This is a genomic window from Pseudomonas sp. Bout1 (assembly GCF_034314165.1).
GTDB lineage: Bacteria > Pseudomonadota > Gammaproteobacteria > Pseudomonadales > Pseudomonadaceae > Aquipseudomonas.
Genome location: NZ_JAVIWK010000001.1, coordinates 591,035 through 614,912, shown reverse-complemented (window position 1 = coordinate 614,912; position 23,878 = coordinate 591,035). Strand labels below are relative to the sequence as shown.

The 23,878-nt window shown below is 61.2% G+C and carries 18 protein-coding genes; 5 read left to right on the top strand and 13 right to left on the bottom strand.

Annotated features, from left to right (window positions below; all coding sequences use genetic code 11):
• Nucleotides 1-188: 188 nt before the first annotated feature.
• Complete coding sequence (locus RGV33_RS02725) at nt 189-1,679, bottom strand: aldehyde dehydrogenase family protein (RefSeq protein WP_322143009.1); 1,491 nt, start codon at nt 1,677-1,679, stop codon at nt 189-191.
• 154 nt (nt 1,680-1,833) lie between these two features.
• Here RGV33_RS02725 and RGV33_RS02720 point away from each other — a divergent pair, with 154 nt between their 5' ends.
• The 3 genes from RGV33_RS02720 (at nt 1,834) to nadE (ending at nt 4,992) form a co-directional block, all read left to right on the top strand.
• The gene (locus RGV33_RS02720; protein WP_322143008.1) at nt 1,834-2,730 is read left to right on the top strand and encodes a LysR family transcriptional regulator; all 897 of its coding nucleotides are present in this window, start codon (nt 1,834-1,836) and stop codon (nt 2,728-2,730) included.
• Nucleotides 2,731-2,946: 216 nt separating this feature from the next.
• Nucleotides 2,947-4,161 carry a nicotinate phosphoribosyltransferase gene (gene pncB, locus RGV33_RS02715; RefSeq protein ID WP_177041311.1) on the top strand — a complete coding sequence of 405 codons (1,215 nt, stop codon included), beginning with the start codon at nt 2,947-2,949 and terminating at the stop codon, nt 4,159-4,161.
• A gap of 3 nt (nt 4,162-4,164) precedes the next feature.
• Nucleotides 4,165-4,992, top strand: coding sequence for an ammonia-dependent NAD(+) synthetase (gene nadE, locus RGV33_RS02710; protein ID WP_322143007.1), 828 nt, complete (start codon nt 4,165-4,167; stop codon nt 4,990-4,992).
• 111 nt (nt 4,993-5,103) lie between these two features.
• On the opposite strand, the gene azu is transcribed toward nadE, so the two are convergent.
• Nucleotides 5,104-5,550, bottom strand: a complete 447-nt coding sequence (gene azu, locus RGV33_RS02705) for an azurin (protein ID WP_322143006.1) — start codon at nt 5,548-5,550, stop codon at nt 5,104-5,106.
• A gap of 337 nt (nt 5,551-5,887) precedes the next feature.
• Between azu and RGV33_RS02700 the strand changes: the two genes are divergently transcribed.
• Both RGV33_RS02700 and RGV33_RS02695 read left to right on the top strand, forming a co-directional pair.
• Nucleotides 5,888-6,475 carry a TIGR00730 family Rossman fold protein gene (locus RGV33_RS02700; protein WP_322143005.1) on the top strand — a complete coding sequence of 196 codons (588 nt, stop codon included), beginning with the start codon at nt 5,888-5,890 and terminating at the stop codon, nt 6,473-6,475.
• 68 nt (nt 6,476-6,543) lie between these two features.
• Nucleotides 6,544-6,732 carry a hypothetical protein gene (locus RGV33_RS02695; protein ID WP_322143004.1) on the top strand — a complete coding sequence of 63 codons (189 nt, stop codon included), beginning with the start codon at nt 6,544-6,546 and terminating at the stop codon, nt 6,730-6,732.
• A gap of 107 nt (nt 6,733-6,839) precedes the next feature.
• On the opposite strand, the gene RGV33_RS02690 is transcribed toward RGV33_RS02695, so the two are convergent.
• The 11 genes from RGV33_RS02690 to rnr all read right to left on the bottom strand — a co-directional run bounded on the left by RGV33_RS02690 (nt 6,840) and on the right by rnr (nt 23,700).
• Nucleotides 6,840-7,730, bottom strand: a complete 891-nt coding sequence (locus RGV33_RS02690) for a transglutaminase family protein (RefSeq protein ID WP_322143003.1) — start codon at nt 7,728-7,730, stop codon at nt 6,840-6,842.
• Nucleotides 7,730-10,216 carry a circularly permuted type 2 ATP-grasp protein gene (locus RGV33_RS02685; RefSeq protein ID WP_322143002.1) on the bottom strand — a complete coding sequence of 829 codons (2,487 nt, stop codon included), beginning with the start codon at nt 10,214-10,216 and terminating at the stop codon, nt 7,730-7,732. The genes RGV33_RS02690 and RGV33_RS02685 overlap by 1 nt, the downstream gene beginning before the upstream one ends.
• A 153-nt stretch (nt 10,217-10,369) precedes the next feature.
• Nucleotides 10,370-13,663, bottom strand: coding sequence for a transglutaminase family protein (locus RGV33_RS02680; protein WP_322143001.1), 3,294 nt, complete (start codon nt 13,661-13,663; stop codon nt 10,370-10,372).
• 322 nt (nt 13,664-13,985) lie between these two features.
• Nucleotides 13,986-16,289: a YgiQ family radical SAM protein gene (locus RGV33_RS02675; protein WP_322143000.1), complete on the bottom strand. Its 2,304-nt coding sequence runs from the start codon at nt 16,287-16,289 to the stop codon at nt 13,986-13,988.
• A 100-nt stretch (nt 16,290-16,389) separates the two neighbouring features.
• Nucleotides 16,390-17,784 (bottom strand): replicative DNA helicase, encoded by a 1,395-nt coding sequence (gene dnaB, locus RGV33_RS02670; RefSeq protein WP_064450415.1) that lies wholly within the window; start codon nt 17,782-17,784, stop codon nt 16,390-16,392.
• Between the two features lie 120 nt (nt 17,785-17,904).
• Nucleotides 17,905-18,351, bottom strand: coding sequence for a 50S ribosomal protein L9 (rplI, locus tag RGV33_RS02665; RefSeq protein WP_003171376.1), 447 nt, complete (start codon nt 18,349-18,351; stop codon nt 17,905-17,907).
• A gap of 18 nt (nt 18,352-18,369) precedes the next feature.
• Complete coding sequence (locus RGV33_RS02660; RefSeq protein ID WP_177083114.1) at nt 18,370-19,257, bottom strand: hypothetical protein; 888 nt, start codon at nt 19,255-19,257, stop codon at nt 18,370-18,372.
• A gap of 36 nt (nt 19,258-19,293) precedes the next feature.
• Entirely contained in the window at nt 19,294-19,524 is a 231-nt protein-coding gene (gene rpsR / locus RGV33_RS02655) for a 30S ribosomal protein S18 (RefSeq protein WP_002551829.1), read from the bottom strand.
• 28 nt (nt 19,525-19,552) lie between these two features.
• Complete coding sequence (rpsF, locus tag RGV33_RS02650) at nt 19,553-19,975, bottom strand: 30S ribosomal protein S6 (protein WP_003217491.1); 423 nt, start codon at nt 19,973-19,975, stop codon at nt 19,553-19,555.
• Nucleotides 19,976-20,314: 339 nt separating this feature from the next.
• On the bottom strand, nt 20,315-21,070 hold the full coding sequence (rlmB, locus tag RGV33_RS02645; RefSeq protein WP_322142999.1) for a 23S rRNA (guanosine(2251)-2'-O)-methyltransferase RlmB: 756 nt from the start codon (nt 21,068-21,070) through the stop codon (nt 20,315-20,317).
• Nucleotides 21,067-23,700: a ribonuclease R gene (gene rnr / locus RGV33_RS02640; protein WP_322142998.1), complete on the bottom strand. Its 2,634-nt coding sequence runs from the start codon at nt 23,698-23,700 to the stop codon at nt 21,067-21,069. The genes rlmB and rnr overlap by 4 nt, the downstream gene beginning before the upstream one ends.
• Between the last annotated feature and the right edge of the window lie 178 nt (nt 23,701-23,878).

The following is a 23,878-nucleotide window of genomic DNA, read 5'->3' as shown; positions in this document are numbered from 1 at the left end:
GACCTAACAAACCACTATTGTTGATGTGCGAACCCGATCAAATGTAGGAGCTGGCTTGCTGTGGCGAGCGGGCTTGCCCCGCGCTGGGCTGCGAAGCAGCCCCATCAATCTGTGGTGAACCCGACGGGGGACAAGCCCCCTCACCACAGCAAGCCAGCTCCTACATTGACCGCACTTTGAGCAGAGATTTAGTCGAAGGTGATGCCCTGGGCCAGCGGCAATTCCAGCGAGTAGTTCACGGTATTGGTCTGGCGACGCATGTACCCGCGCCATGCATCCGAACCCGACTCACGCCCGCCACCGGTCTCTTTCTCACCGCCAAACGCGCCACCAATCTCCGCGCCGCTCGGCCCGATGTTGACGTTGGCGATCCCGCAGTCACTGCCCACGGCCGACATGAACTGCTCGGCTTCACGCACGTCAGTGGTAAAGATGCACGAAGACAAACCCTGTGGCACCGCATTGTTCAGGCGCAGCGCTTCAGCGAAATCGGTATAGCCGACCACGTACAGGATCGGGGCGAAGGTTTCGGTGCACACCACATCACTCTGCTCCGGCATTTCCACAATCGCCGGCGACACGTAGTAAGCGTTGGGGAATTTGTCTTCCAACTGCCGCTTGCCACCAAACACCCGGCCGCCTTCGCTCAAGGCCTGCTCCAGGGCGTCCTGCATGTTTTCGAAGCTGTGTTTGTCGATCAGCGGGCCAATCAGGTTGCCTTCCAGCGGATGGCCGATGCGTACTTTGGAATACGCAGCCTTGAGGCGGGTGACGATTTCTTCTTTCACCGACTCATGGGCAATCAACCGGCGCAGGCTGGTGCAGCGTTGGCCGGCGGTTCCGACGGCGCTGAACAGGATGGCGCGTACGGCCATGTCCAGGTCGGCGCTTGGGCCAAGGATCATTGCGTTGTTGCCGCCCAGCTCGAGAATGCTGCGAGCAAAACGTGCGGCGACTTTCGGCGCCACTTCGCGGCCCATGCGGGTACTGCCGGTGGCGCTGATCAACGCGACGCGCGGGTCATCCACCAGCGCGGCGCCGGCATCGCGGCCACCGATGATCACCTGGCTGAGGTACGGCGGCGCATCGCTGAAGTTCTTGAGTACGCGTTCGAACAACGCCTGGCAGGCCAGGGCTGTGAGCGGGGTCTTTTCCGAGGGTTTCCAGATCACCGCGTTGCCGCAGACCAGCGCCAGCGCGGTGTTCCACGCCCACACGGCCACCGGGAAGTTGAAGGCGCTGATCACGCCGACTACGCCCAGCGGGTGCCAGGTTTCACGCATGTGGTGGCCCGGGCGCTCGGAGGCGATGGTCAAGCCGTACAGTTGACGCGAAAGGCCCACGGCGAAGTCGCAGATATCGATCATTTCCTGCACTTCACCCAAACCTTCCTGGGTGATCTTGCCGGCTTCCCACGACACCAGCTCACCGAGGTCGGCCTTGTATTCGCGCAACACGTCGCCGAACTGGCGCACCAGCTCACCACGACGGGGTGCCGGCACCTTGCGCCAGGCGTCGAATGCATGCTCGGCGCGACTGACCTGCTGCTCCACCTCGGCGGCGCCTTCCCAGTGCACACTGGCAATCCGGCTGCCATCGATGGGCGAATGCACGGGTTGTTTACCCGCCTGGTACAGCGCCGGGTTTACCCCGAGACGATCAAGCAATGCGGCAACCATGGGTCACTCCTTCAATCTTCAAACAGAAATGTGCGCCGCCAGTTCCCGCGACGATCCAGACCTTATTTGTAGCTGGCCCAAGACTTGCCAACAAACGACGATTAGGCGAGATATCATTCCGTTTATTCATGCTAAGAACAAAAAGAGGCGTGCCGTGCTGAATAAAAGACATTTGCCTTCGATCACCGCCTTGCAGTGTTTCGAAGCGGTCACCCGCCACCTGAGTTTCACCCGCGCCGCCGAGGAGCTGAACCTCACCCAGAGCGCCGTCAGCAAACAGGTCGCGCAGCTCGAAGAACTGCTGCAGCACCTGCTGTTTCGCCGGGTGCGCCGCCGTTTGCAGATGACCCCGGCGGGCGATCTGTACCTGGTAGAGGTGCGCAAGATCCTCACGCAGGTGGAGATGTCCACCCACTACCTGCGCTCCTACGGCGGCGAGACCGAAGTATTGCGAGTGTCCACGCCCTACACCTTCGGCGCGCGCTGGCTGGTGCCACGCCTCAAGGGCTGGCGGCTGCGGCATCCGCAGATTCACCTGGACCTGTGCAACGAACAGGAGCCGGACGAGCTGCTGCAAGGCAAGGCCGACCTGGCCTTCTATTTCGGCCAGGGCTCACGGCCCGGCACCGAAAGCTTGAAACTGTTCAGCGAAGAACTGGTGCCCGTGTGCGCGCCCGACAGCCTGCCCGCCCAGCCGTTTACCGACCCCACGCAACTCAGTGAACTGGTGCTGCTGCAAAATGCTTCGCGCCCGCAAGGCTGGCACGACTGGTTCGCCGCCCAGGGTTATCACACCGAGCACAGCTACCACGGGCCGCGTTTTGAGACCTTTTACATGTGCATCCGCGCCGCACAAGTGGGCTGCGGCGTGGCGTTATTGCCAAGGTTCCTGGTGGAAGAGGAATTGGCCGAAGGCAAGCTGGTGATCCCCTGGCAGCACGCGATGCCGAGCCAGGATGCGTATTACCTGGCCTACCCCGAGCACTCGGCGGAGGTGCCCAAAGTGCGCGATTTTGTGAAGTGGATGATGGAGCAGGTTGAGTCAGTTTGATTTTTTTGGCCTGCAATACCGCTATCGCAGGCAAGCCAGCTCCCACCTTTTGGAATGCATTCACCTGTGGGAGCTGGCTTGCCTGCGATGGCGTCAGTGGTCCCACCGAAAAAACTGCTGGCAAAACAGCACAGGTCTATGCGCCACTAGCGCCATTCCTTATCAATTGTGCGTAAAGGTTGGCGCCCATCGCCGACCCGTCTGGAGATTCCCGTTATGAGCGAGAGTGTGTTTGCCGATCGCATCGTGCAGAACCTGCTCGACACCGACTTCTACAAGCTGACCATGATGCAGGCGGTGCTGCACAACTACCCGAACGTGGAAGTTGAATGGGAGTTTCGCTGCCGTAACAGTGAAGACCTGCGCCCGTACCTGGCGGAAATCCGCTACCAGATCGAGCGCCTGGCCGAGTTGAGCCTGAGCCCCGACCAACTGGGCTTCCTGGAACGCATCAGCTTCATGAAGCCGGACTTTCTGCGCTTCCTCGGGCTGTTCCGCTTCAACCTGCGCTATGTGCACACCGGTATCGAAAACGGTGAGCTGTTTATCCGCCTGCGCGGGCCGTGGCTGCATGTGATCCTGTTTGAAGTGCCGATGCTGGCCATCGTCAGCGAAGTGCGTAACCGCTATCGCTACCAAAGCGTCATCCTCGAACAGGCCCGCGAGCAGCTGTACCGCAAGTTCGACTGGTTGACCGCGAATGCCAGCGTCGAAGAATTGTCCGAACTGCAGGTGGCCGATTTCGGCACGCGCCGACGCTTCTCCTACCGCGTGCAGGAAGAAGTGGTGAACGTGCTCAAGCATGACTTCCCCGGGCGTTTTGTCGGCACCAGCAACGTGCACCTGGCCCGCGAGCTGGACATGAAGCCACTGGGCACCATGGCCCACGAGTGGATCATGGCGCACCAGCAACTCGGCCCGCGCTTGATCGACAGCCAGATCGCCGCCCTCGACTGCTGGGTGCGTGAATACCGTGGCCTGCTGGGCATCGCCCTGACCGACTGCATCACTACCGATGCGTTCCTCGGCGATTTCGACCTGTACTTCGCCAAGCTGTTCGACGGCCTGCGCCACGACTCCGGTGACCCGGTGCAGTGGGCCGAAAAGGCCATCGCCCACTACCACAAGCTGGGGATCGAGCCGATGAGCAAGACCCTGGTGTTCTCCGACAGCCTGTCGCTGCCCAAGGCGTTGGAGATTTTCCGCGCGCTGCGTGGTCGGATCAATGTGAGCTTCGGCATCGGCACCAACCTGACCTGTGATATTCCAGGTGTGGAACCGATGAGCATCGTGCTTAAAATGACCGCCTGCAATGGCCAGCCCGTCGCGAAGATTTCCGATGAAGCGGGCAAGACCCACTGCACCGATCCGAACTTTGTCGCCTATTTGCGCCACGTTTTCAAAGTACCTGCCCTACCCAGCAAGGAGTGAATCATGCAAGCCGTACAGCGCGAGATTGCTGAACAGCTCAAGGTCCAGCCGCCGTTCAAGGACCAGGCCGCCCTGGAGGCGGAGGTCGCCCGGCGCGTTACCTTTATCCAGGATTGCCTGCTCAATTCAGGCCTCAAGACGTTGGTGCTGGGCATCAGCGGCGGCGTCGACTCCCTGACCGCCGGGCTTTTGGCCCAACGCGCCATGGAAGAGTTGCGGGCCGCCAAGGGTGACGAGGCCTACCGCTTTATCGCGGTGCGCCTGCCCTACGAAACCCAGTTCGACGAACACGACGCCCAGGCGTCCGTGGACTTTATCGAACCCGATGAACGCCACACGGTGAACATCGGCCCGGCGGTCAAATCCCTGGCCAATGAAGTGGCGGCGTTTGAAGGCAAGGCGGCGGTCTGCCGGGACTTCGTGCTGGGCAACACCAAGGCGCGCATGCGCATGGTGGCGCAGTACACCATCGCCGGCGCGGCCAGTGGTTTGGTGATTGGTACCGACCATGCGGCGGAAGCGGTGATGGGCTTTTTCACCAAGTTCGGTGACGGCGCCTGCGACCTGGCACCGCTGAGCGGGCTGGTAAAAAACCAGGTGCGCGCGATTGCCCGGCACTTTGGTGCACCGGAATCGTTGGTGGAGAAAATCCCGACTGCCGACCTCGAAGACCTGTCGCCGGGCAAGCCGGACGAAGCCTCCCACGGCGTGACCTATGCCGAGATCGATGCGTTCCTGCACGGCGAACCGGTTCGCGAGGAAGCGTTCCGGATCATTTGCGAGACCTATCGCAAGACCGAGCACAAGCGGGTAATGCCGTTTGCACCCTGAGCACTGTAGGAGCGAGCTTGCTCGCGAAGATCGTCAACGAAAACGCGCCCATCCTGGATGAGCGCGGTGCCCTTGAGGTTTTCGCGAGCAAGCTCGCTCCTACAAGGGTGATTACTTCAGGGTCACAGTGCCTTTCATCATCGAGATGTGGCCGGGGAACGAGCAGAAAAACGCGTAGTCAGTGCCTGCCGCCAGCTTCGACACATCGAAGGTCACGGAGTCTTTTTCGCCGGCACCAATGATCTTGGTGTGGGCGATGATGCGGGTGTCACCGTCTTTCAGGTAGTTCTTGTCGATGCCGGCAGCCATGCCATCGCTGGCGATGCCAGGCATGTCGGCGGCGGAACTCAGTACCCAGTTATGGCCCATGACGTTCTTCGGCAAGCTGCCGGAGTGGGTCAACTCAACGGTGAACGTCTTGCAGCTCTTGTCGATTTCGACGGCCTTGGTGTTGAAGGACATCTGGTCAGTGGAGTCGACAGTGACCTTGCACTCTGCAGCAAGCAACTGGCCGCTAGCCAGAGTCAGCAGGGAAACAGCAACGAGTTTGGCAAACATGTGAATCTCCAGGGCAGGGTTTAAAAAACGCATATTGCGACAAGGGTGCCTGAACCAGGCAGGGTTTCATATGATCTGTATCAACAGATTGTATACAACTTTAGGCTATCAGACTCATCGACACAATCTACCGGCCAAAGTATGAATGCCGGCCTATGATCGGCTCATCACCCTTGCGCAGTCCTGACCATGCACCTCAATAGCCTGTTTCGCAGCCTGCTTGCCGCCTATGCCTGTGGTGCCAGCGGCACGTATGAAACACCTCGACGCGAGGTTTAATCCTTTGAGAGACGCAGCCCAGCCTTTACTCTTTAGCCACAACTGAGTGGAGTCCGGTATGTCCTTGAAGTCTGTCTGTGTGTTTTGCGGTGCCAGCAGCGGCGCCGACCCGGCCTACCGCGAAGCCGCCGTCGCCCTTGGGCGCGCGTTGGCCGAGCGCAAGCTCACCTTGGTGTACGGCGGCGGTGCCGTGGGCCTGATGGGGATCGTCGCCGATGCAGCGCTGCAAGCCGGTGGCGAGGTAATCGGGATTATTCCCGAAAGCCTCAAAGTCCTGGAAATCGGCCACAAGGGCCTCACCCGCCTGGAAGTGGTCGACGGTATGCACGCCCGCAAGGCGCGCATGGCTGAGTTGAGTGACGCGTTCATTGCGTTGCCGGGCGGCCTGGGCACCCTGGAAGAACTGTTCGAAGTCTGGACCTGGGGCCAGCTTGGCTACCACGGCAAACCGCTGGGCTTGCTTGAAGTGAACAGTTTTTACCGCAAATTGACCGATTTTCTTGATCATATCGTCGGCGAAGGTTTCGTCCGCGCACCGCATCGTGCCATGCTGCAAATGAGCGAATCGCCGGCTGAGCTGCTTGACGTACTGGATGCCTGGCAACCGCTGGTCCTGCCCAAATGGGTGGACCAAAAACCCGATTAACCCTTGGGACGCGATTAAAGGCAGAATACGCGCCGCTCAACCTCACCTTCGACCCCAGAGGATCGCCCATGGCAAAACCTAATTACTCCTTCGCCAAACGTCAGAGAGACTTGGCCAAAGAGCAGAAGAAAGAGGAAAAGCTGCAGCGCAAGAAAACTGCAGCCGACGAAGAAGCCGGTGCACTGGACCCGGATGCTGAAGGTACTGTGGCTACAGACGAAACCGAAGCACCGAAAGATCAGGCGCCCGACGCCTGAGAACCACTGGATTTATGTAGGAGCCGGCTTGCCGGCGATCGGGCCGGATGATCATCAGAGATCTCAAGGCCGCCATCGCCGGCAAGCCGGCTCCTACAGTGGTTCTGTCATTCCAGCGGCATTACCGTCACCCGCACTTCCGGGTCATGGCTCCCTCCTCCCAGAATCACCCCCCGCAACGGCGAGACATCGGAAAAATCCCGGCCCCAGGCCAGGGTGATGTGTTCCAGTGCCGGCTGCACATTGTTGGTCGGATCAAAATCCACCCACCCCGACACCGGGCAAAATACCGACACCCACGCGTGGGACGCATCTGCGCCGATCAATCGTGGCTGGCCGGGCGGTGGCTGGGTCAACAGGTAACCACTGATATACCGCGCCGCCAGGCCCCGGGAGCGCAGGCACGCGAGCATCAGGTGGGCGAAGTCCTGGCACACGCCGCGACGGCGCTCCAGCACTTCCACCAGCGGCGTGGCGACCTGGGTGGCTTCGGCATCGAAGGTGAATTCGCTGAAGATTTTCTCCATCAACGCCTGCACACCCAACAACAACGGGCGACCTGTCGGGAAACAGTCCTCGGAGAACTCGACGAAGCTTTTCTTCAAATGCACGTAGGGCGATTCGAACCGATAGCGGCACGCTTCGATCACATCAGCCGAAAGAGGTTGGCTGCTGTAGGTCAGGCCGTTACGGATCTGGTCCCAGGCCGGCGACAGGCTGAAATCCAGCACCGGGCGCGCCAGCACTTCCACCGTCAGCCCGGCGTTCACCAACAGCTCATCGTGGGGCCGCTCGAATGCCAGCCGGGTGATCGGGTTGCCAAACACGTCCAGCTCATCCCGGCGCGAGGTCGGCTCGGGGCTGATTTCCAGTTGCTGCGAGCTGCAGCGCTGCCAGGCGCAAGGCCGCGGCCACAAATGCGCCAGCTGCTGGGCCAGGGACACCGGGCTGTCGTAGTGGTAATGGGTATCGTGGAAAATCTGGTAGCGGGCACTCATCACACAGACACCGTTTGCTGGCTGACATCATCCACATGGGCAAAATGGCGCAAGGCCAGGCGGTCGGAGACTTGCCCGCTTTCATCGGCCACTGCTTGCAAAAGGTCCGCCAGGCCGTCCAGCGCGGCACGCACGCTGGCCTCGCCGAACAGCGGGTTTTCCAGGCAGCCCAGGTCAAACCGCGCCAGGCGCTCCACCAACGGCGCGAGCCCGGTTTCGCGGGGCACGCCGAAATCATCATTAAGGCGACGCAGGGTGCGGCTCACCAGTTTGAGCTGGAACAGCACCGCATGGGGGTTCTGCTCGTCCAGCAGCAACAGGTCCAGCACCGGGATCAATTGCGGCACCGCAAGGTAACGCGAGCGGTAGGTGATGCTGCTGTTGCCCAGCTCCAGCAACCACTCCAGCCCGGCCTGATCAAACACTGCAACGCCGCGCAGGAAGGCCGCAAGGCTGCTGCTGAGAAACTGCAGGCGCTCGATGCGCCGGCCCATCATCAGGAAGCGCCAGCCTTCGTCGCGGGTCATGTCGTCGAGGGCAAAGCCCGACAGCGCGGCCAGGGACATCACCAGGCGGTTGAGGAAGTCGAGCAGTTCGCCAAAATCCGGCTCTTCGCTTTCCAGCTCCATGGCTTCACGCTGCAACTCCACCAGCGCTTGCCAGTTTTCCCGGGACAGCTTGCCGCGCACCTGGGACGCCGCCCACTGCAAGCGCTGCAAGTTGGCGCGCAGGCTCGATGGCCAGTCATCACCGAGCAACGCTGCCTGGAGCCGCTCAGGCAGTTCGCCCTCTTCGGGCAACAGTCGCAGGTTCTCGCCCAGCTCGACCGCCGCCTGCAGCGCCAGCGGGTCGTCTCCATCGACATAGCGGGCGAGGACGATCCGCAGCCAGCGCGCATTGTCATCACAGCGCTCGCAATAGCGGCCAAACCAGAACAGGTTTTCCACCACCCGCGAGGGCAGGTACGGATCACGTCGCACCAGGTCGTGGGCGCCAATCGCCCGCTGGGCGCGCCAATGTTCGGTGCCGTGGGCGCGCTCGCCCAGCACCCAGGTGTCTTTGCTCGCACCGCCGCGCTGCATCGACACCACTTCGGCATCGGCCTCGGCGGCCACGCGGGTCAGGCCGCCGGGCAGTACCCGATAACCGTCGGCGCTGGCGACGGCGTACACGCGCATGCCGATGGCACGGTGTTGCAGGTGATCATCGACTGTGTGCCAGACCGGCGCCTGGGACAACTGCGCCAGTTCCTGGGCGACGTAGGCGTAAGGTCGCGCCTGCATGCGCTCGGCCAGGGCCTGGCGTTGATCCTCATTCAGGTCGCGGCCAAACACCGGGGTAAAGCTTTGCGACGGGAAAGCTGGTTTGATCAGCAGCTCCGGGAGCTTTTCCAGGGCTTCGGCCAGCACCGGCGGCTCACCGCACCACCAGGTGGCGATGGACGGCAGGATCAGGTCTTCGCCAAACAGGAACTGATTGATCTTCGGCAAAAAGCCCAGCAGGCCGGGCGACTCCAGCACACCACTGCCCAGCGCGTTGGCCACCAGCACATTGCCCTGGCGCACGGCATCCAGCAGGCCGGGCACGCCGAGGGCCGAGTCGGTGCGCAGCTCCAGCGGGTCGCAGAAGTCGTCGTCCAAGCGGCGCATGATCGCGTGCACCCGGCGCAGGCCGCTGAGGGTTTTCAGGTAGACGGTGGCGTCGCGCACGGTCAGGTCGCCGCCTTCCACCAGCGGGTAGCCGAGTTGGCGGGCAAGGTACAGATGCTCGAAATAACTTTCGTTGAAACGGCCCGGGGTCAGCAGCACGATCAGCGGTGGCTGGTCGTCGCTCGGTGCCTGGCGGGCCAGGGTTTCCTGCAAGGTGCGGAAGAACCCGGTGAGGTGCTGCACCTGCAAGTCACGGTACAGGTCCGGGAACGCGCGGGACACGATGGTGCGATTTTCCAGGGCATAACCGGCGCCGGAAGGAGCCTGGGTACGGTCTGCGGTGACCCACCAGCGGCCGTCGGGCGTGCGCGCCAGGTCCACGGCGTACAGGTGCAGGTAGGCGCCGTCGGGCGGCTGGATGCCCTGGCAGGGCCACAGGAAATTGTTATGGCCAAACACCAGTTCGGCCGGCAGCAAACCTTCGGCGATCAGCCGTTGCGGGCCGTAGAGGTCGGCCAGTACGGCATTCAACAAGCGTGCACGTTGGGCAATACCGGCCGAGAGTTGCTTCCACTCATCGGCGGCCAGCACGTGGGGCAACAGGTCCAGCTCCCACGGGCGATCGGCGCCCTTGGGGTCGGCGTAGACGTTGTAGGTCACGCCGTTTTCCTGGATCTGGCGGGTCAGCAACGCCTGGCGCTGGGCCAACTGCGCCGGGGTGCTGCGTTGCAGGTGATCGAGCAGGCGCTGCCAATGGGCGCGAACCGCGCCGCTGTCGTCCAGCAGTTCGTGATAGGTGCCCGCGGTCAGCGGGTAACGGTCGAGCAAGTCGGGCATGGAACGCTCGGCAGGGGCAAGGGAAGTCAGTATGTGGGCGCCGGGCTTGCCCGCGATGCAGGCACCTCGGTGTATCTGGTGTACCGAGGTGATGCTATCGCAGGCAAGCCAGCTCCCACATTAGAGATTTGTCGCTTTCGGGATTATGTAGATTCAATCCTCTGTCTTTTTTGCAAAGCGCCGCAAATCCAGGGTCATCGGCAATTCGTCATTGATCACCACGCTCGGCACCGGCAATTTACCGGGGCTGTGGCCCAGGCGGAAAAACCGCGCCATGCGCCGGCTTTCAGCTTCATTGGCGTTCACCGGCAGGCTGTCGTAGTTGCGCCCGCCCGGATGGGCGACATGGTACTGGCAACCACCCAGCGAGCGCTGCATCCACGTGTCCAAAAGATCAAATACCAGCGGCGCATGCACCGCAATCGTCGGCTGCAAACAGTTGGCCGGTTGCCAGGCGCGATACCGCACGCCAGCGACAAACTCGCCGATTCGCCCGGTCGGTTGCAGCGGCACCGGGATGCCGTTGCAGGTCAGCAGGTAGCGCTGGGGCGGAAGGCCGCTCAACTTGACCTGCAGGCGCTCAAGCGACGAATCCACGTAACGCACCGTGCCGCCCACCGCACCCTCTTCGCCCAGCACATGCCAGGGCTCCAGAGCCTGGCGCAGTTCCAGTTCGATACCGCCGACGGCATAGTCGCCGACCTTGGGAAAGCGGAATTCCAGGTGCGCGGCAAACCATTCGGCCCGCAGCGGGTAACCGGCGGCGTTAAGCTCGACGATCACGTCGGCAAAATCCTGCTCGATAAAATGCGGCAGCAGGAAACGGTCGTGCAACTCCGTACCCCAGCGCGCCAGCTTCGGCGGCGCATAGGGTTCACGCCAGAAGCGCGCCACCAGCGCCCGCAGCAGCAGTTGCTGGGTCAGGCTCATGCGCGCATGGGGCGGCATTTCAAAGGCGCGCAGTTCCAGCAGGCCCAGGCGGCCGGTGGCACCGTCCGGCGAGTAGAGCTTGTCGATGCAAAATTCGGCGCGGTGGGTGTTGCCCGTGACGTCGATCAGCAGGTTACGCAGCAAGCGGTCGACCAGCCACGGCGGGCATTCTTCGCCCACTTCGGGCATCTGGGCGAAAGCGATTTCCAGCTCATACAACGCATCGTTACGCGCTTCGTCGACCCGCGGCGCCTGGGAAGTCGGGCCGATGAACAAGCCCGAAAACAGGTAGGACAATGACGGGTGGTTATGCCAGTAGCTGATCAAACTGCGCAGCAGATCCGGACGGCGCAGGAAGGGCGAATCCTTCGGCGTGGCACCACCGAGCACAAAGTGGTTACCGCCGCCGGTGCCGGTGTGACGTCCGTCGATCATGAATTTTTCAGTGGTGAGGCGGGTTTGCCGAGCCTCCTCATAGAGAAACTCGGTGCGCTCCACCAACTCGTCCCAGGTGGCGGACGGCTGCACGTTGACCTCGATTACGCCCGGGTCCGGCGTAACCCGGAAGTTGCTCAGGCGCGGGTCGCTCGGCGGCTCGTAGCCTTCCAGCAGCACCGGGCAATGCAGTTCTTCGGCGGTGGCTTCGATGGCCGCCACCAGTTCCAGATAATCCTCGACCCGCTCCAGCGGCGGCATGAACAGGTAGAGCCGGCCTTCCCGCGCTTCGGCGCACAGGGCCGTGCGGGTCAGCCAGTCAGCGGATTCGTCGATCTTCGGAATCCGGTCTGTACTCGCCGCCGCCTCGCCATGGCTTTGCAGTTGCGAGGTGGTCGGCAGCTCGGCCAAATCCTGATTGGGATCGGTGGGGTGCACAAATGGGTAGTCGGCGGCCGTCACCCAGGGCTGCGAGGCCAGCGGCAGGCGATAACCCAGCGGCGAATCACCCGGCACCAGGCGGCAATGGTTATCGCGCAGGTACCAGCGGCCGCTCTGCCAGCGGTCGTTGGCCGCCGTGCGCGCCAGCGGCAGCACTTGGCCGATGACTTTATCCAGGCCCTGGCTGAAGACTTTGCGCAGGCGATCACGCTCAAGCTTGTCTTCCAGGCGCGGGTCTTCGGCGCTGACGTTTTGCGGCAAGGCGCCTTCACGCCATAGGTAGTAGAAGTTATCTTCGTAGGCTGGGAATACAAAACCTGTAGGCAGTTTCAGGCGCTCGGCGACACTCGCCAGAAAACGCCCGGCCATCAGGCCGTCGGCGCCGTAGCTCTCCTGCTCATCGGCAATCAGCGCGCTGTTGTGCCAGATCGGCACCCCGTCGCGGCGCCAGTAGCAGTTCAGAGACCAGCGCGGCAGTTGCTCGCCCGGGTACCACTTGCCCTGGCCGAAATGCACCAGACCCTTGGGCGCGTAGTGCTTGCGCATGCGCTGGAACAACTCGGCAGACAGCCGGCGTTTGTCCGGGCCCAGGGCGGCGGTGTTCCATTCGGCGCCGTCGGGGTCGTCGATAGAGACGAAGGTCGGTTCGCCCCCCATGGTCAGGCGTACGTCGTCCTTGAGCAGGTCGCCGTCAATTTGCCGGCCCAGGGCCTGAATCGCCAGCCACTGCTCTTCGGTGTAGGGCTTGGTAACCCGTGGGGCTTCCCAAATTCGCTCTACGGACATCTCGTGGGTAAATTCGCACTCGCACGGTTCCACCAGACCACTGATTGGCGCTGCCGATGAAGGATCAGGGCTACAGGCCAACGGGATATGCCCTTCACCGGCGAACAAGCCGGAAGTGGCGTCGAGGCCGATCCAGCCGGCGCCGGGCAAATACACTTCGCACCAGGCATGCAGGTCGGTGAAGTCCACTTCGGTGCCGGATGGGCCATCGAGGGCTTTGACGTCGGCGGTCAGCTGGATCAGATAACCGGACACGAACCGCGCCGCCAACCCGAGGTTGCGCAGCAGTTGCACCAGCAGCCACGCCGAGTCGCGGCAGGAGCCGGAGGCGTTTTCCAGGGTGAATTCCGGGGTTTGTACGCCCGGCTCCATGCGAATCAGGTAGCCGATATCCGCCGCCAGGCGTTGATTGAGGCCCACCAGGAAATCCACCGCCGGCAGCGGTGTGCGGTCGATACCCGCCAGATACGCGGCGAATCTTGGGGTGAGCGGCAACGTTTCCAGGTACGGCGCCAGCTCGCGCTGCTCATCGGCGGCGTAGCTGAACGGGATTTTTTCGGCGTAAGGCTCAAGGAAAAAGTCGAACGGGTTGAATACCGCCATCTCGGCGACCAGGTCGACTTCGATGCGCAACTCGTCGGTCTTTTCCGGGAACACCAGGCGTGCCAGGTAATTGCCCTGGGGGTCCTGTTGCCAATTGATGAAGTGCTGTTGCGGCAGCACCTTCAGCGCGTAGGACAAAATCCGCGTGCGGCTATGGGCCGCCGGACGCAGACGAACAATCTGTGGGCCGAGTTCGACCGCGCGGTCGTAGCGGTAATGCGTAACGTGGTGCAACGCGACATGAATCGACACGGCGGCCTCCTGCGAGCCAGGGCATGAAAACAAAGCGCGCAAGACTTATGCCAGAGCAGTGGTCATTGCACTTTATCGTGGGACCCGGTGCAGTACAGCACCAAAACGGCGCGATGGCTGTGGTCGTGGTGCGAGGGTTGCACATATTTGTGGCGGGAGTGTGAGGGTGGGTGGTGAATCTACCCAAATGACGATGGTGAGCGCACCGCCCTCATCGCAGGCAAGCCAGCTCCCACAGTAGAGCGCGCTCTACCTGCCGAACGCGATCAACTGTTGATGATCGTTCCCACGCAGAGCGTGGGAACGATCATTCAGGCTGCGATCAGCGCGGTACGACCGGCTTGCGGGCTGGCTTCTTGCCTTTACCCTTGGCCGCGTCGGTGCGCTCCTTGGCGGCCTGCTTGTTGCGCACCATGGCCGCGGCCTTGGCTTGCTCGCGCTTGTCCCACGGGTTGCTGCCGTCACTGCCACGCGGCGGCAAGCCGGTGTGCTGGGTGAGGATTTTGGTGGTGGTTTCCTTCGCAACCTTGTGGCTGCCAGCCGGCGTCGAGTTCTTGCGACGGGCACTCTGGTAGCTGTCGGTGGCCGGCTGGTGCAACGGGATCAGTTGCTCCTTGCCCGGCCCGATCAGGTCGCCACGGCCCATGCGGGTCAATGCTTCGCGCAGCATCGGCCAGCCTTTCGGGTCGTGATAGCGCAGGAAGGCCTTGTGCAAACGGCGCTGCTCTTCGCTCTTGACGATGGTCACCGCGTCACTCTTGTAGGTGACCTTGCGCAGCGGGTTCTTGCCCGAGTGGTACATCGCCGTGGCGGTGGCCATGGGCGAAGGGTAGAACGCCTGCACCTGGTCAGCGCGAAAGCCGTTGCCCTTGAGCCACAGGGCCAGGTTCATCATGTCTTCATCGGTGGTGCCCGGGTGGGCGGCGATGAAGTAAGGAATCAGGTACTGCTCCTTGCCCGCTTCCTTGGTGTACTTCTCGAACATGCGCTTGAACTTGTCATAGCTGCCGATGCCCGGTTTCATCATCTGGTTGAGCGGACCTTCCTCGGTGTGTTCCGGGGCGATCTTCAGGTAACCACCGACGTGGTGGGTCACCAGTTCCTTAACGTATTCCGGCGACTCGACCGCGAGGTCGTAGCGCAGGCCGGAAGCGATCAGGATCTTCTTCACACCCGGCAACGCACGGGCGCTGCGATACAGTTGGATCAACGACGAGTGGTCGGTGTTCAGGTTCGGGCAGATACCCGGGAACACACAGGACGGCTTGCGGCACGCGGACTCGATTTCCGGGCTCTTGCAGGCGATGCGGTACATGTTCGCGGTTGGGCCGCCGAGGTCGGAGATGACGCCGGTGAAGCCTGGCACCTTGTCGCGGATCTCTTCGATTTCGCGAATGATCGACTCTTCGGAACGGTTCTGGATGATCCGGCCTTCGTGCTCGGTGATCGAGCAGAAGGTGCAGCCGCCGAAGCAGCCACGCATGATGTTCACCGAGAAGCGAATCATGTCGTAGGCCGGGATTTTTTCCTTGCCGTACGCCGGGTGTGGAATACGGGCGTAAGGCATGCCGAACACGTAGTCCATTTCTTCGGTGGTCATGGGAATCGGCGGCGGGTTGAACCATACGTCGACTTCGCCATGCTTCTGCACCAAGGCACGGGCGTTGCCCGGGTTGGTTTCCAGGTGGAGTACGCGGTTGGCGTGGGCATACAGCACTGAGTCACCACGGACTTTTTCCACGGACGGCAGACGAATCACGGTCTTGTCGCGGGTCATGCGCGGGCTGGCCAGGATCTGTACGACCTTGGCTTCTTCCGGGTCATCCGTCGGGCCCTTCTCCTGCTCGATGGCGCAGGCCTGGGTGTCCTGGGTATTCACGTACGGGTTGATGATCTTGTCGATCTTGCCCGGACGGTCGATACGGGTGGAGTCCACCTCATACCAGCCTTCAGGCGTGTCACGGCGAATGAACGCGGTGCCGCGCACGTCGGTAATGTCTTCGATCTTGTGGCCCCACGACAGGCGCTGGGCAACTTCGACAATCGCCCGCTCGGCGTTGCCGTACAGCAGGATATCGGCGCAGGCGTCGATCAGGATCGAGTTACGTACGCGGTCCTGCCAGTAGTCGTAGTGGGCGATGCGGCGCAGGGACGCTTCGATGCCGCCGAGTACGATCGGCACGTTCTTGTAGGCTTCCTTGCAGCGCTGGCTGTAGACCAGGCTGGCGCGGTCCGGACGTTTGCCTGCCATGCCACCGGGGGTGTAGGCGTCATCGGAACGGATTTTCTTGTCGGCGGTGTAGCGGTTGATCATCGAGTCCATGTTGCCGGCCGCGACGCCGAAGAACAGGTTCGGCTCGCCGAGCTTCATGAAGTCGTCTTTGGACTGCCAGTTGGGCTGGGCAATGATCCCGACGCGAAAGCCCTGGGACTCCAGCAGCCGGCCGATGATTGCCATGCCGAACGACGGATGGTCGACGTACGCGTCACCCGTGACAATGATGATGTCGCATGAATCCCAGCCAAGCTGATCCATCTCCTCCCTGCTCATCGGCAGGAATGGCGCAGGACCGAAACATTCGGCCCAGTACTTGGGATAGTCAAATAACGGCTTGGCTGTTTGCATGACGGTGACCGGTGTTGAGATGAAAAATCGCGGGCGCGGAATATAGCACAAAATTTGACCAATTCCGACCTTTGCAGTCGGAATTGGCAGGACCGCTTTTTTACTCGTCGTCGAAGTTGTAGCTACCCGGCGCCAGGTTTTCGAAACGTGTGTATTTACCGATAAACGCCAGGCGCGTGGTGCCGATTGGCCCGTTACGCTGTTTACCGATAATGATTTCGGCGATGCCTTTATGCTCGGTTTCCGGGTGATACACCTCGTCCCGGTATACGAACATGATCACGTCAGCATCCTGCTCGATCGCTCCGGATTCGCGCAAGTCGGAGTTGATCGGGCGCTTGTTCGGGCGTTGCTCCAGGGACCGGTTGAGCTGCGACAGGGCAACCACCGGGCAGTTGAATTCCTTGGCCAGGGCTTTCAACGAGCGGGAAATTTCGGAAATCTCGTTGGTCCGGCTGTCACCGCTGGAACCCGGGATCTGCATCAGCTGCAGGTAGTCGATCATGATCAGGGCGATGTCGCCGTGCTCACGCACCAGGCGCCGGGTACGCGCGCGCATTTCCGAGGGGCTGATGCCCGCAGTGTCATCGATAAACAGCTTGCGGTCGTTGAGCAAGTTGACCGCCGAGGTCAGGCGCGGCCAATCGTCGTCTTCCAAGCGACCGGCACGCACTTTGGTCTGGTCGATGCGGCCCAGGGACGACAACATACGCATGATCAGCGATTCACCTGGCATCTCCAGGGAGTAAACCAGTACGGCCTTGTCGCTGCGCAACACGGCGTTTTCCACCAGGTTCATGGCAAACGTGGTTTTACCCATGGACGGACGGCCGGCGACGATGATCAGGTCAGAGGGCTGCAGGCCGCTGGTCATGCCGTCGAGGTCGGTGTAGCCGGTGGACAGGCCAGTGATCGCGTTGTCGGTGTTGAACAGGGTGTCGATGCGGTCGATGGCCTTGGTCAGCAGGTCGTTGACGCTCACCGGCCCGCCGGTTTTCGGCCGGGCCTCGGCGATCTGGAAGATCTGCCGTTCGGCTTCGTCGAGAATCTCTTCAGCGGTGCGGCCTTCGGGGTTGAAGGCGCTGTCAGCGATCTCGGTGGCGATGCCGATCAACTGGCGCAAGGTGGCCCGCGCACGGACGATCTGCGCATAGGCCTTGATGTTGGCAACCGACGGGGTGTTTTTCGCCAGTTCGCCCAGGTAACCCAGGCCGCCCACTTGGGACGTCTGGCCTTCCTTGTCCAATTGCTCGGCCAGGGTCACCACGTCGATCGGTGAGTTCTGGTCGGCAAGCTTGGCAATGGCGCGGAAGATCAGGCGGTGGTCATGACGGTAGAAATCGCCGTCCGAGACTTGATCCAGCACACGCTCCCAGGCGTTGTTGTCCAGCATCAAACCACCGAGCACGGCCTGTTCGGCCTCGATGGAATGCGGCGGCACCTTCAGGGCAGCGGTTTGCAGATCATATTGCTCAGGAGCGGAGATATCGTTCATGGCCACTTGGAATAGTTGGAAAATCAGGAGCTACAGAAAAACAAAAGGCACGACCTGTAAACAGGATCGTGCCCGATGTTAACCGCCTGGCACGCGAGGTGCCAGTCAGTTAGGTGCTGCTTAAGCTGCTACCACAACAACGCGTACGGTTGCTTCGACTTCAGCGTGCAGGTGCACGGCTACATCGAATTCGCCAACGTTGCGGATGGTGCCGTTCGGCAGACGAACTTCGCTCTTCTGCACTTCAACGCCGGAGGCGGTCAGTGCATCAGCGATGTCGTGGGTGCCGATCGAACCGAACAGCTTGCCTTCGTCACCGGCGGTGGCAGTGATAGTCACTTCCAGCTCAGCCAGTTGGGCAGCGCGAGTTTCGGCCGAAGCTTTTTTGTCTGCTGCTGCTTTTTCAAGCTCGGCACGACGCTCTTCAAACGCAGCCAGGTTGGCAGCGGTTGCAGCGGTGGCTTTGCCGTATGGCAGCAGGTAGTTACGACCGTAGCCGGCCTTAACGTTCACTTTGTCGCCCAGGTTGCCCAGGTTGGCGACTTTTTCCAGAAGGATCAGTTGCATGTGAAAATCCTCTAACTTTTAACCTTCACCGTTCGCGTTATCGGCGTCTTTCGGCGCCAGACGACCGCGAAAATCAATCAGGCCGTCGACAATGGCCAAGACCACGAGTAACGGATAGATCAGCTGCATGAACAGCAACAGCGTCACGTACAACCCCACCAGCCAGAATCTGCCCAGTCGCTTTTGCGCCACCAGCCCATGAATCAGGGACAGCCCGGCGAACACCAGCGGTACGCTGCACAACGGCACCAACAGCGCCAGGCCAAAAGTCGGCCCGACTACCATGAACGCCAGCAGCAACATCGCCGGTCCAGCGGGGATTCTGATACTGCGAAACTCGCGACCAAAACCACCCGGGTTATACAACAACGCCTGCCAGTAACGCCCAAGAATCAGACTTAGCACGCTGACGATCTGCAACAAGGCCGCTATCAGGCCGGTAAGCATCGGTGCAACCACTGACGCGAAGCGCGCTCGCTCCTCTACCGATAACTGCTGGTAGAGATCCCCGAGAGCCAGCGGCAGGATCTTTATGATCTCCTGCGCCAGCGCCTCGATTTGCGGGCGGAAAGCCGCGCCAAGCGCCAGTGAATACACCAACCCCAATGCCACGCTGACCAGCAGCGTACGGACCCAGGACTCACTTGCGCGTAAAACCAACGCAAGGGTCGATGAACCGAGCAGTACCAGAAGTACCCGTGGATCATCGAATTTCAACCACCAGACCAAGGCCGGCAGCATTCCCAGGGCAAGAACGCCAAGGGCGTCCTTCAAACCGCGCCGCAGGAGCACAAGGCAACCTGCAGCAGCACCCAACCAATACAACAACGGCAACGCTGCACATCCAGCCACTACCAGAGTGGCCTGCACACGACCGCGCATGATGAACTCAGCTAAGGCGCGCATGCATTCAATCCCTTACTACTTGTCGACTGCCCGGTCTCAGCGGCCGTGGCTGTCGGTGTAGGCCAGCAGGGCCAGGAAGCGGGCGCGCTTGATAGCGGTGGCCAGCTGACGCTGATAACGAGCTTTGGTACCGGTGATGCGGCTTGGAACAATTTTGCCGGTCTCGGATACGTAGGCTTTCAGAGTGTTGAGATCTTTGTAATCGATCTCCTTCACGTCTTCAGCGGTGAAGCGGCAGAATTTACGACGACGGAAGAAACGTGCCATTTGATAGGCTCCTTAAAAGGTCCGTGGATTACTCGTCAGCGTTATCGCTGTTGTCGCTGTCATCACTGTCAGCGCTTTCAGCGCCTTCGTGCTCAGGACGGTCGCGACGCTCACGGCGCTCACTGCGGTTTTCTTCAGCCTTGAGCATCTCGGATTGGCCGGTAACGGCTTCTTCGCGACGGATGACCAGGTTACGGATCACTGCATCGTTGTAGCGGAAGTTGTCTTCCAGCTCGGCCAGGGCCTTGCCAGTACACTCAACGTTCAGCATCACGTAGTGAGCCTTGTGAACATTGTTGATTGCGTAGGCCAGTTGACGACGGCCCCAATCTTCCAGACGGTGGATTTTGCCGCCGTCTTCTTCGATCAGCTTGGTGTAACGCTCTACCATGCCGCCGACTTGCTCGCTTTGATCCGGGTGGACCAAAAAGATGATTTCGTAATGACGCATGAATGCTCCTTACGGGTTGTAGCCTGCCGCTCAAAAACGGTCAGACAAGGAGTGAATGACACTTATGGATCTTGCCGCAGGGGAGGCACATGCGTGCCTGCCAGGTAGGCAAGGGGCGCAATTGTAGAGAAGGGGGAGAAAGGGCGCAAGGTGATTGGTGATTATTTGAACAACCTCCCCTACACCACAAAAACAAATGTGGGAGGGGGCTTGTGTGGGAGTCGGGCTTGCCCGCGATGCAGGCGCCTCGATTTTTCAGTTAAACCGAGGTGAGGCTATCGCAGGCAAGCCAGCTCCCACACAAGCCCGGCTCCCACAGGGTCTTGCGTCGCTCAAGCCTTATTTCTTGGCTTTGGCCTTGACGCCACGCTGGCGCCGGGCTTCGAACAGGCAGACGCCCGTTGCGACTGACACGTTGAGGCTGCTGACGCTACCGGCCATCGGCAAGTGCACCAGGTAGTCGCAATGCTCACGGGTCAGGCGGCGCATGCCCTTGCCTTCGGCCCCCATGATCAGGATGGTCGGGCCGGTGAGGTCCTGGTCATAAATGCTGACCTCCGCCTCCCCCGCCGTGCCCACGACCCACAGGCCGCGCTGCTGGAGTTTCTCCAGGGTGCGCGCCAGGTTGGTCACGGCCACCAGCGGAATCACTTCCGCCGCACCGCAGGCAACTTTACGCACCACCGGCGTCAAGGTTGCCGACTTGTCTTTAGGCACGATCACCGCCAGCGCGCCGGCAGCATCCGCCGAACGCAGGCAAGCGCCCAGGTTGTGCGGGTCGGTCACGCCGTCGAGCACCAGCAACAGCGGTGCGCCTTCGGTGCGATCGAGCAGCTCGTCGAGCATTGCCTCGCCCCAGACCTGGCTCGGGCTTACGTCCGCGACTACGCCCTGGTGAACGCCTTCGACCCACACGTCCATTTCGCGACGCTCGGCCTGGCCGATAGCGACTTTATTTTGGTTGGCCAGCTCGACCAGCGCTTGAACGCGCGGCTCGCTGCGGCCCTCTGCCAACCACACCTGCTTGACGCGTTTCGGGTGGTGACGCAGCAATGCTTCTACGGCGTGCACGCCGTAGATTTTTTCCAGACTCATGACTTGGCCTTAGGTTTGCGCGACCCGCCGCTTTTCGCGGGGGCCGAACCCGCTTTTGGCGGGCCTTTACGGTGTTTACTCGGCTTGCTCGACGGTTTTTCCGCCTCGCGGGACTTTCCCCCAGACGCCGCTTTACCACCGCTTTTGGCTTCATTGAGCAACTGCTGCTTCAACTCGCGGCTCTTGCGCAGCTCGGCGTTTTTCGCCGCGGCGTCGCTAGGGCGGTAGGCTTCAGGGGCCTTGTCCTTGGCAGACGAACGACGAGCAGGCTTGGCTGATGCAGGCTCGGCGGCCGCTGCTTTCGCAGGAGCCCCTTTGCCTTTGGCGGCCGGGGCTGCGGTTTCGCTGCCACGTTTTTTACGGCCCGTTGGTTCAACAGGCTTGTCTGGCATGCCGAAGTCGATCTTGCGCTCGTCGAGGTCGACGCGCATGACCTGCACTTCCACGGTATCGCCCAAACGGAAGCTGCGACCAGTGCGCTCGCCCGCCAGGCGGTGATGCACAGGGTCGAAGTGGTAGTAGTCACCCGGCAAGGCGGTGACGTGCACCAGGCCCTCGACGTAGATATCGGTCAGCTCGACGAACAGGCCAAAACCGGTCACGGCGGTGATCACGCCCGGGAACGACTCGCCCACGCGGTCTTTCATGAACTCGCACTTGAGCCAGTTCACTACGTCGCGGGTCGCTTCGTCGGCACGGCGCTCGCTCATGGAGCACTGCTCACCCAGCTGTTCCAGGGCCGCTTCGTCGTACGGATAGATCCGTGCTTTTGGAATGGTCATGGCACCGGCGCGCTTGACGTGCGGGGTGTTCTGCTTGGAATGGATCACGCTGCGGATCGCCCGGTGCGTGAGCAAGTCCGGGTAACGGCGAATCGGCGAGGTGAAGTGGGTGTACGCCTCGTAATTCAGGCCGAAGTGGCCCTGGTTATCCGCGCTGTACACCGCCTGGCTCAGGGAACGCAGCATGACGGTCTGGATCACGTGGTAATCCGGACGGTCCTTGATGCTGGCAAGCAAAGCCTGGTAGTCCTTCGGCGTCGGGCCGTCCTTGCCTTTGTGCAGGGACAGGCCGAGCTCACCGAGGAACGCGCGCAGTTTTTCCAGACGCTCCGGCGGCGGGCCGTCGTGCACCCGGTACAACGCAGGAATCTCGTGCTTCTTCAGGAATTCTGCGGTGGCCACGTTGGCCGCCAGCATGCATTCCTCGATCAGCTTGTGAGCATCGTTACGCGTGGTCGGGGTGATCGCGGCGATCTTGCGTTCGGAACCGAAGACAATCCGGGTTTCCTGGGTTTCAAAGTCGATCGCGCCACGTACGTGACGAGCGCCCAACAGCACCTTGTACAGCGCATAAAGCTGCTTGAGGTGCGGCACGACATGGCCGTACTCACCGCGCAGGGTTTTGGCTTCGCTGGTTTTCGGCTGTTCCAGGATGGTGCTGACCTTGTTGTAGGTCAGGCGGGCCTGGGAGTGGATCACCGCTTCGTAGAACTGGTAGTCGGTCATTTCGCCGGTTTTCGAGATAGTCATCTCGCACACCATGGCTAAACGGTCGACTTTCGGGTTCAGGGAGCACAGGCCGTTGGACAGCTGCTCAGGCAGCATCGGGATCACGCGCTCAGGGAAGTACACCGAGTTGCCGCGCACCTGGGCCTCGTTGTCCAGGGCCGAACCGATCTTCACGTAGCTGGAAACGTCGGCAATCGCGACGAACAACTTCCAACCGCCGGAGAACAGGCGCAGCTTGCCGGGCTTGGCTTCGCAGTAGACCGCATCGTCGAAGTCGCGGGCATCTTCGCCGTCAATCGTGACGAACGGCAGATGACGCAGGTCGATGCGCTTCTCTTTGTCTTTTTCTTCCACTTCCGGCTTGAGCTTGGCGGCTTCTTTCAGCACAGCCTCAGGCCAGACGTGAGGGATATCGTAGGTGCGCAGCGCCACATCGATTTCCATGCCCGGCGCCATGTAGTTGCCGACCACTTCAACGATATCGCCCTGTGGCTGGAAGCGCGCCGTTGGCCAGTGGGTGATTTTCACCTCGACGAACTGGCCCACTTTGGCGGCGCCATTGCGGCCCGGGGTGATCAGCACTTCCTGCTGGACCTTCGGGTTATCCGGAACAACGAAACCGATGCCGCCTTCTTCGAAGTAACGACCAACGATGGACTCGTGGGCGCGGGACACCACTTCGACGATCACACCTTCGCGGCGACCGCGACGGTCGAGGCCGGAAACGCGCGCCAGGGCACGGTCGCCATCGAACACCAGGCGCATCTGCGCCGGGCTCATGAACAGGTCGTCGCTGCCATCATCCGGGATCAGGAAGCCAAAACCGTCACGGTGGCCGGCAATGCGACCGAGGATCAAGTCAAGTTTGTCCACCGGCGCGTAGGTGCCACGGCGGGTGTAGATCAACTGGGCATCGCGCTCCATGGCGCGCAGGCGGCGACGCAGGGCTTCGAGTTGGTCTTCGGTGGTCAGACCGAATTCTTCAACCAACTGCTCGCGGCTAGCAGGCGAACCCCGATCGGCGAGATGCGCCAGGATCAGTTCGCGGCTAGGAATAGGGTTTTCATATTTTTCCGCTTCACGAGCGGCCTCGGGATCGAGGGACTGCCAATCGGCCATTAGAGAGTTTTCACCTTGTCTATATGCGGGTTAGTTTGGCATACGCGTATTGAAACGGGAAATTTCAGGTGTCAACAAGCCCGTAAAAGCACTTTGTAGCCTTCAGAATGCACCTTGCGCGACCGCCTGCGAAATTTTCCAGGCTTTTTTGATAACTGGGCTTTACAGCGTAAAAAGT

Excerpts from the sequence above, each read along its gene's own strand:
- RGV33_RS02675 (WP_322143000.1), bottom strand. The coding sequence starts at position 16,289 with ATGCAAACAGCCAAGCCGTTATTTGACTATCCCAAGTACTGGGCCGAA.
- RGV33_RS02690 (WP_322143003.1), bottom strand. The coding sequence starts at position 7,730 with ATGAGTGCCCGCTACCAGATTTTCCACGATACCCATTACCACTACGAC.
- rplI (WP_003171376.1), bottom strand. The coding sequence starts at position 18,351 with ATGCAACTGATCCTTCTGGAAAAAGTCGCCAACCTGGGCAACCTGGGC.
- RGV33_RS02725 (WP_322143009.1), bottom strand. The coding sequence starts at position 1,679 with ATGGTTGCCGCATTGCTTGATCGTCTCGGGGTAAACCCGGCGCTGTAC.
- rpsR (WP_002551829.1), bottom strand. The coding sequence starts at position 19,524 with ATGGCACGTTTCTTCCGTCGTCGTAAATTCTGCCGCTTCACCGCTGAA.
- dnaB (WP_064450415.1), bottom strand. The coding sequence starts at position 17,784 with ATGAACGATATCTCCGCTCCTGAGCAATATGATCTGCAAACCGCTGCC.
- rpsF (WP_003217491.1), bottom strand. The coding sequence starts at position 19,975 with ATGCGTCATTACGAAATCATCTTTTTGGTCCACCCGGATCAAAGCGAG.
- RGV33_RS02660 (WP_177083114.1), bottom strand. The coding sequence starts at position 19,257 with ATGCGCGCCTTAGCTGAGTTCATCATGCGCGGTCGTGTGCAGGCCACT.
- RGV33_RS02695 (WP_322143004.1), top strand. The coding sequence starts at position 6,544 with ATGGCAAAACCTAATTACTCCTTCGCCAAACGTCAGAGAGACTTGGCC.
- rlmB (WP_322142999.1), bottom strand. The coding sequence starts at position 21,070 with ATGAGTCTGGAAAAAATCTACGGCGTGCACGCCGTAGAAGCATTGCTG.
- nadE (WP_322143007.1), top strand. The coding sequence starts at position 4,165 with ATGCAAGCCGTACAGCGCGAGATTGCTGAACAGCTCAAGGTCCAGCCG.
- pncB (WP_177041311.1), top strand. The coding sequence starts at position 2,947 with ATGAGCGAGAGTGTGTTTGCCGATCGCATCGTGCAGAACCTGCTCGAC.
- rnr (WP_322142998.1), bottom strand. The coding sequence starts at position 23,700 with ATGGCCGATTGGCAGTCCCTCGATCCCGAGGCCGCTCGTGAAGCGGAA.
- azu (WP_322143006.1), bottom strand. The coding sequence starts at position 5,550 with ATGTTTGCCAAACTCGTTGCTGTTTCCCTGCTGACTCTGGCTAGCGGC.
- RGV33_RS02685 (WP_322143002.1), bottom strand. The coding sequence starts at position 10,216 with ATGCCCGACTTGCTCGACCGTTACCCGCTGACCGCGGGCACCTATCAC.
- RGV33_RS02700 (WP_322143005.1), top strand. The coding sequence starts at position 5,888 with ATGTCCTTGAAGTCTGTCTGTGTGTTTTGCGGTGCCAGCAGCGGCGCC.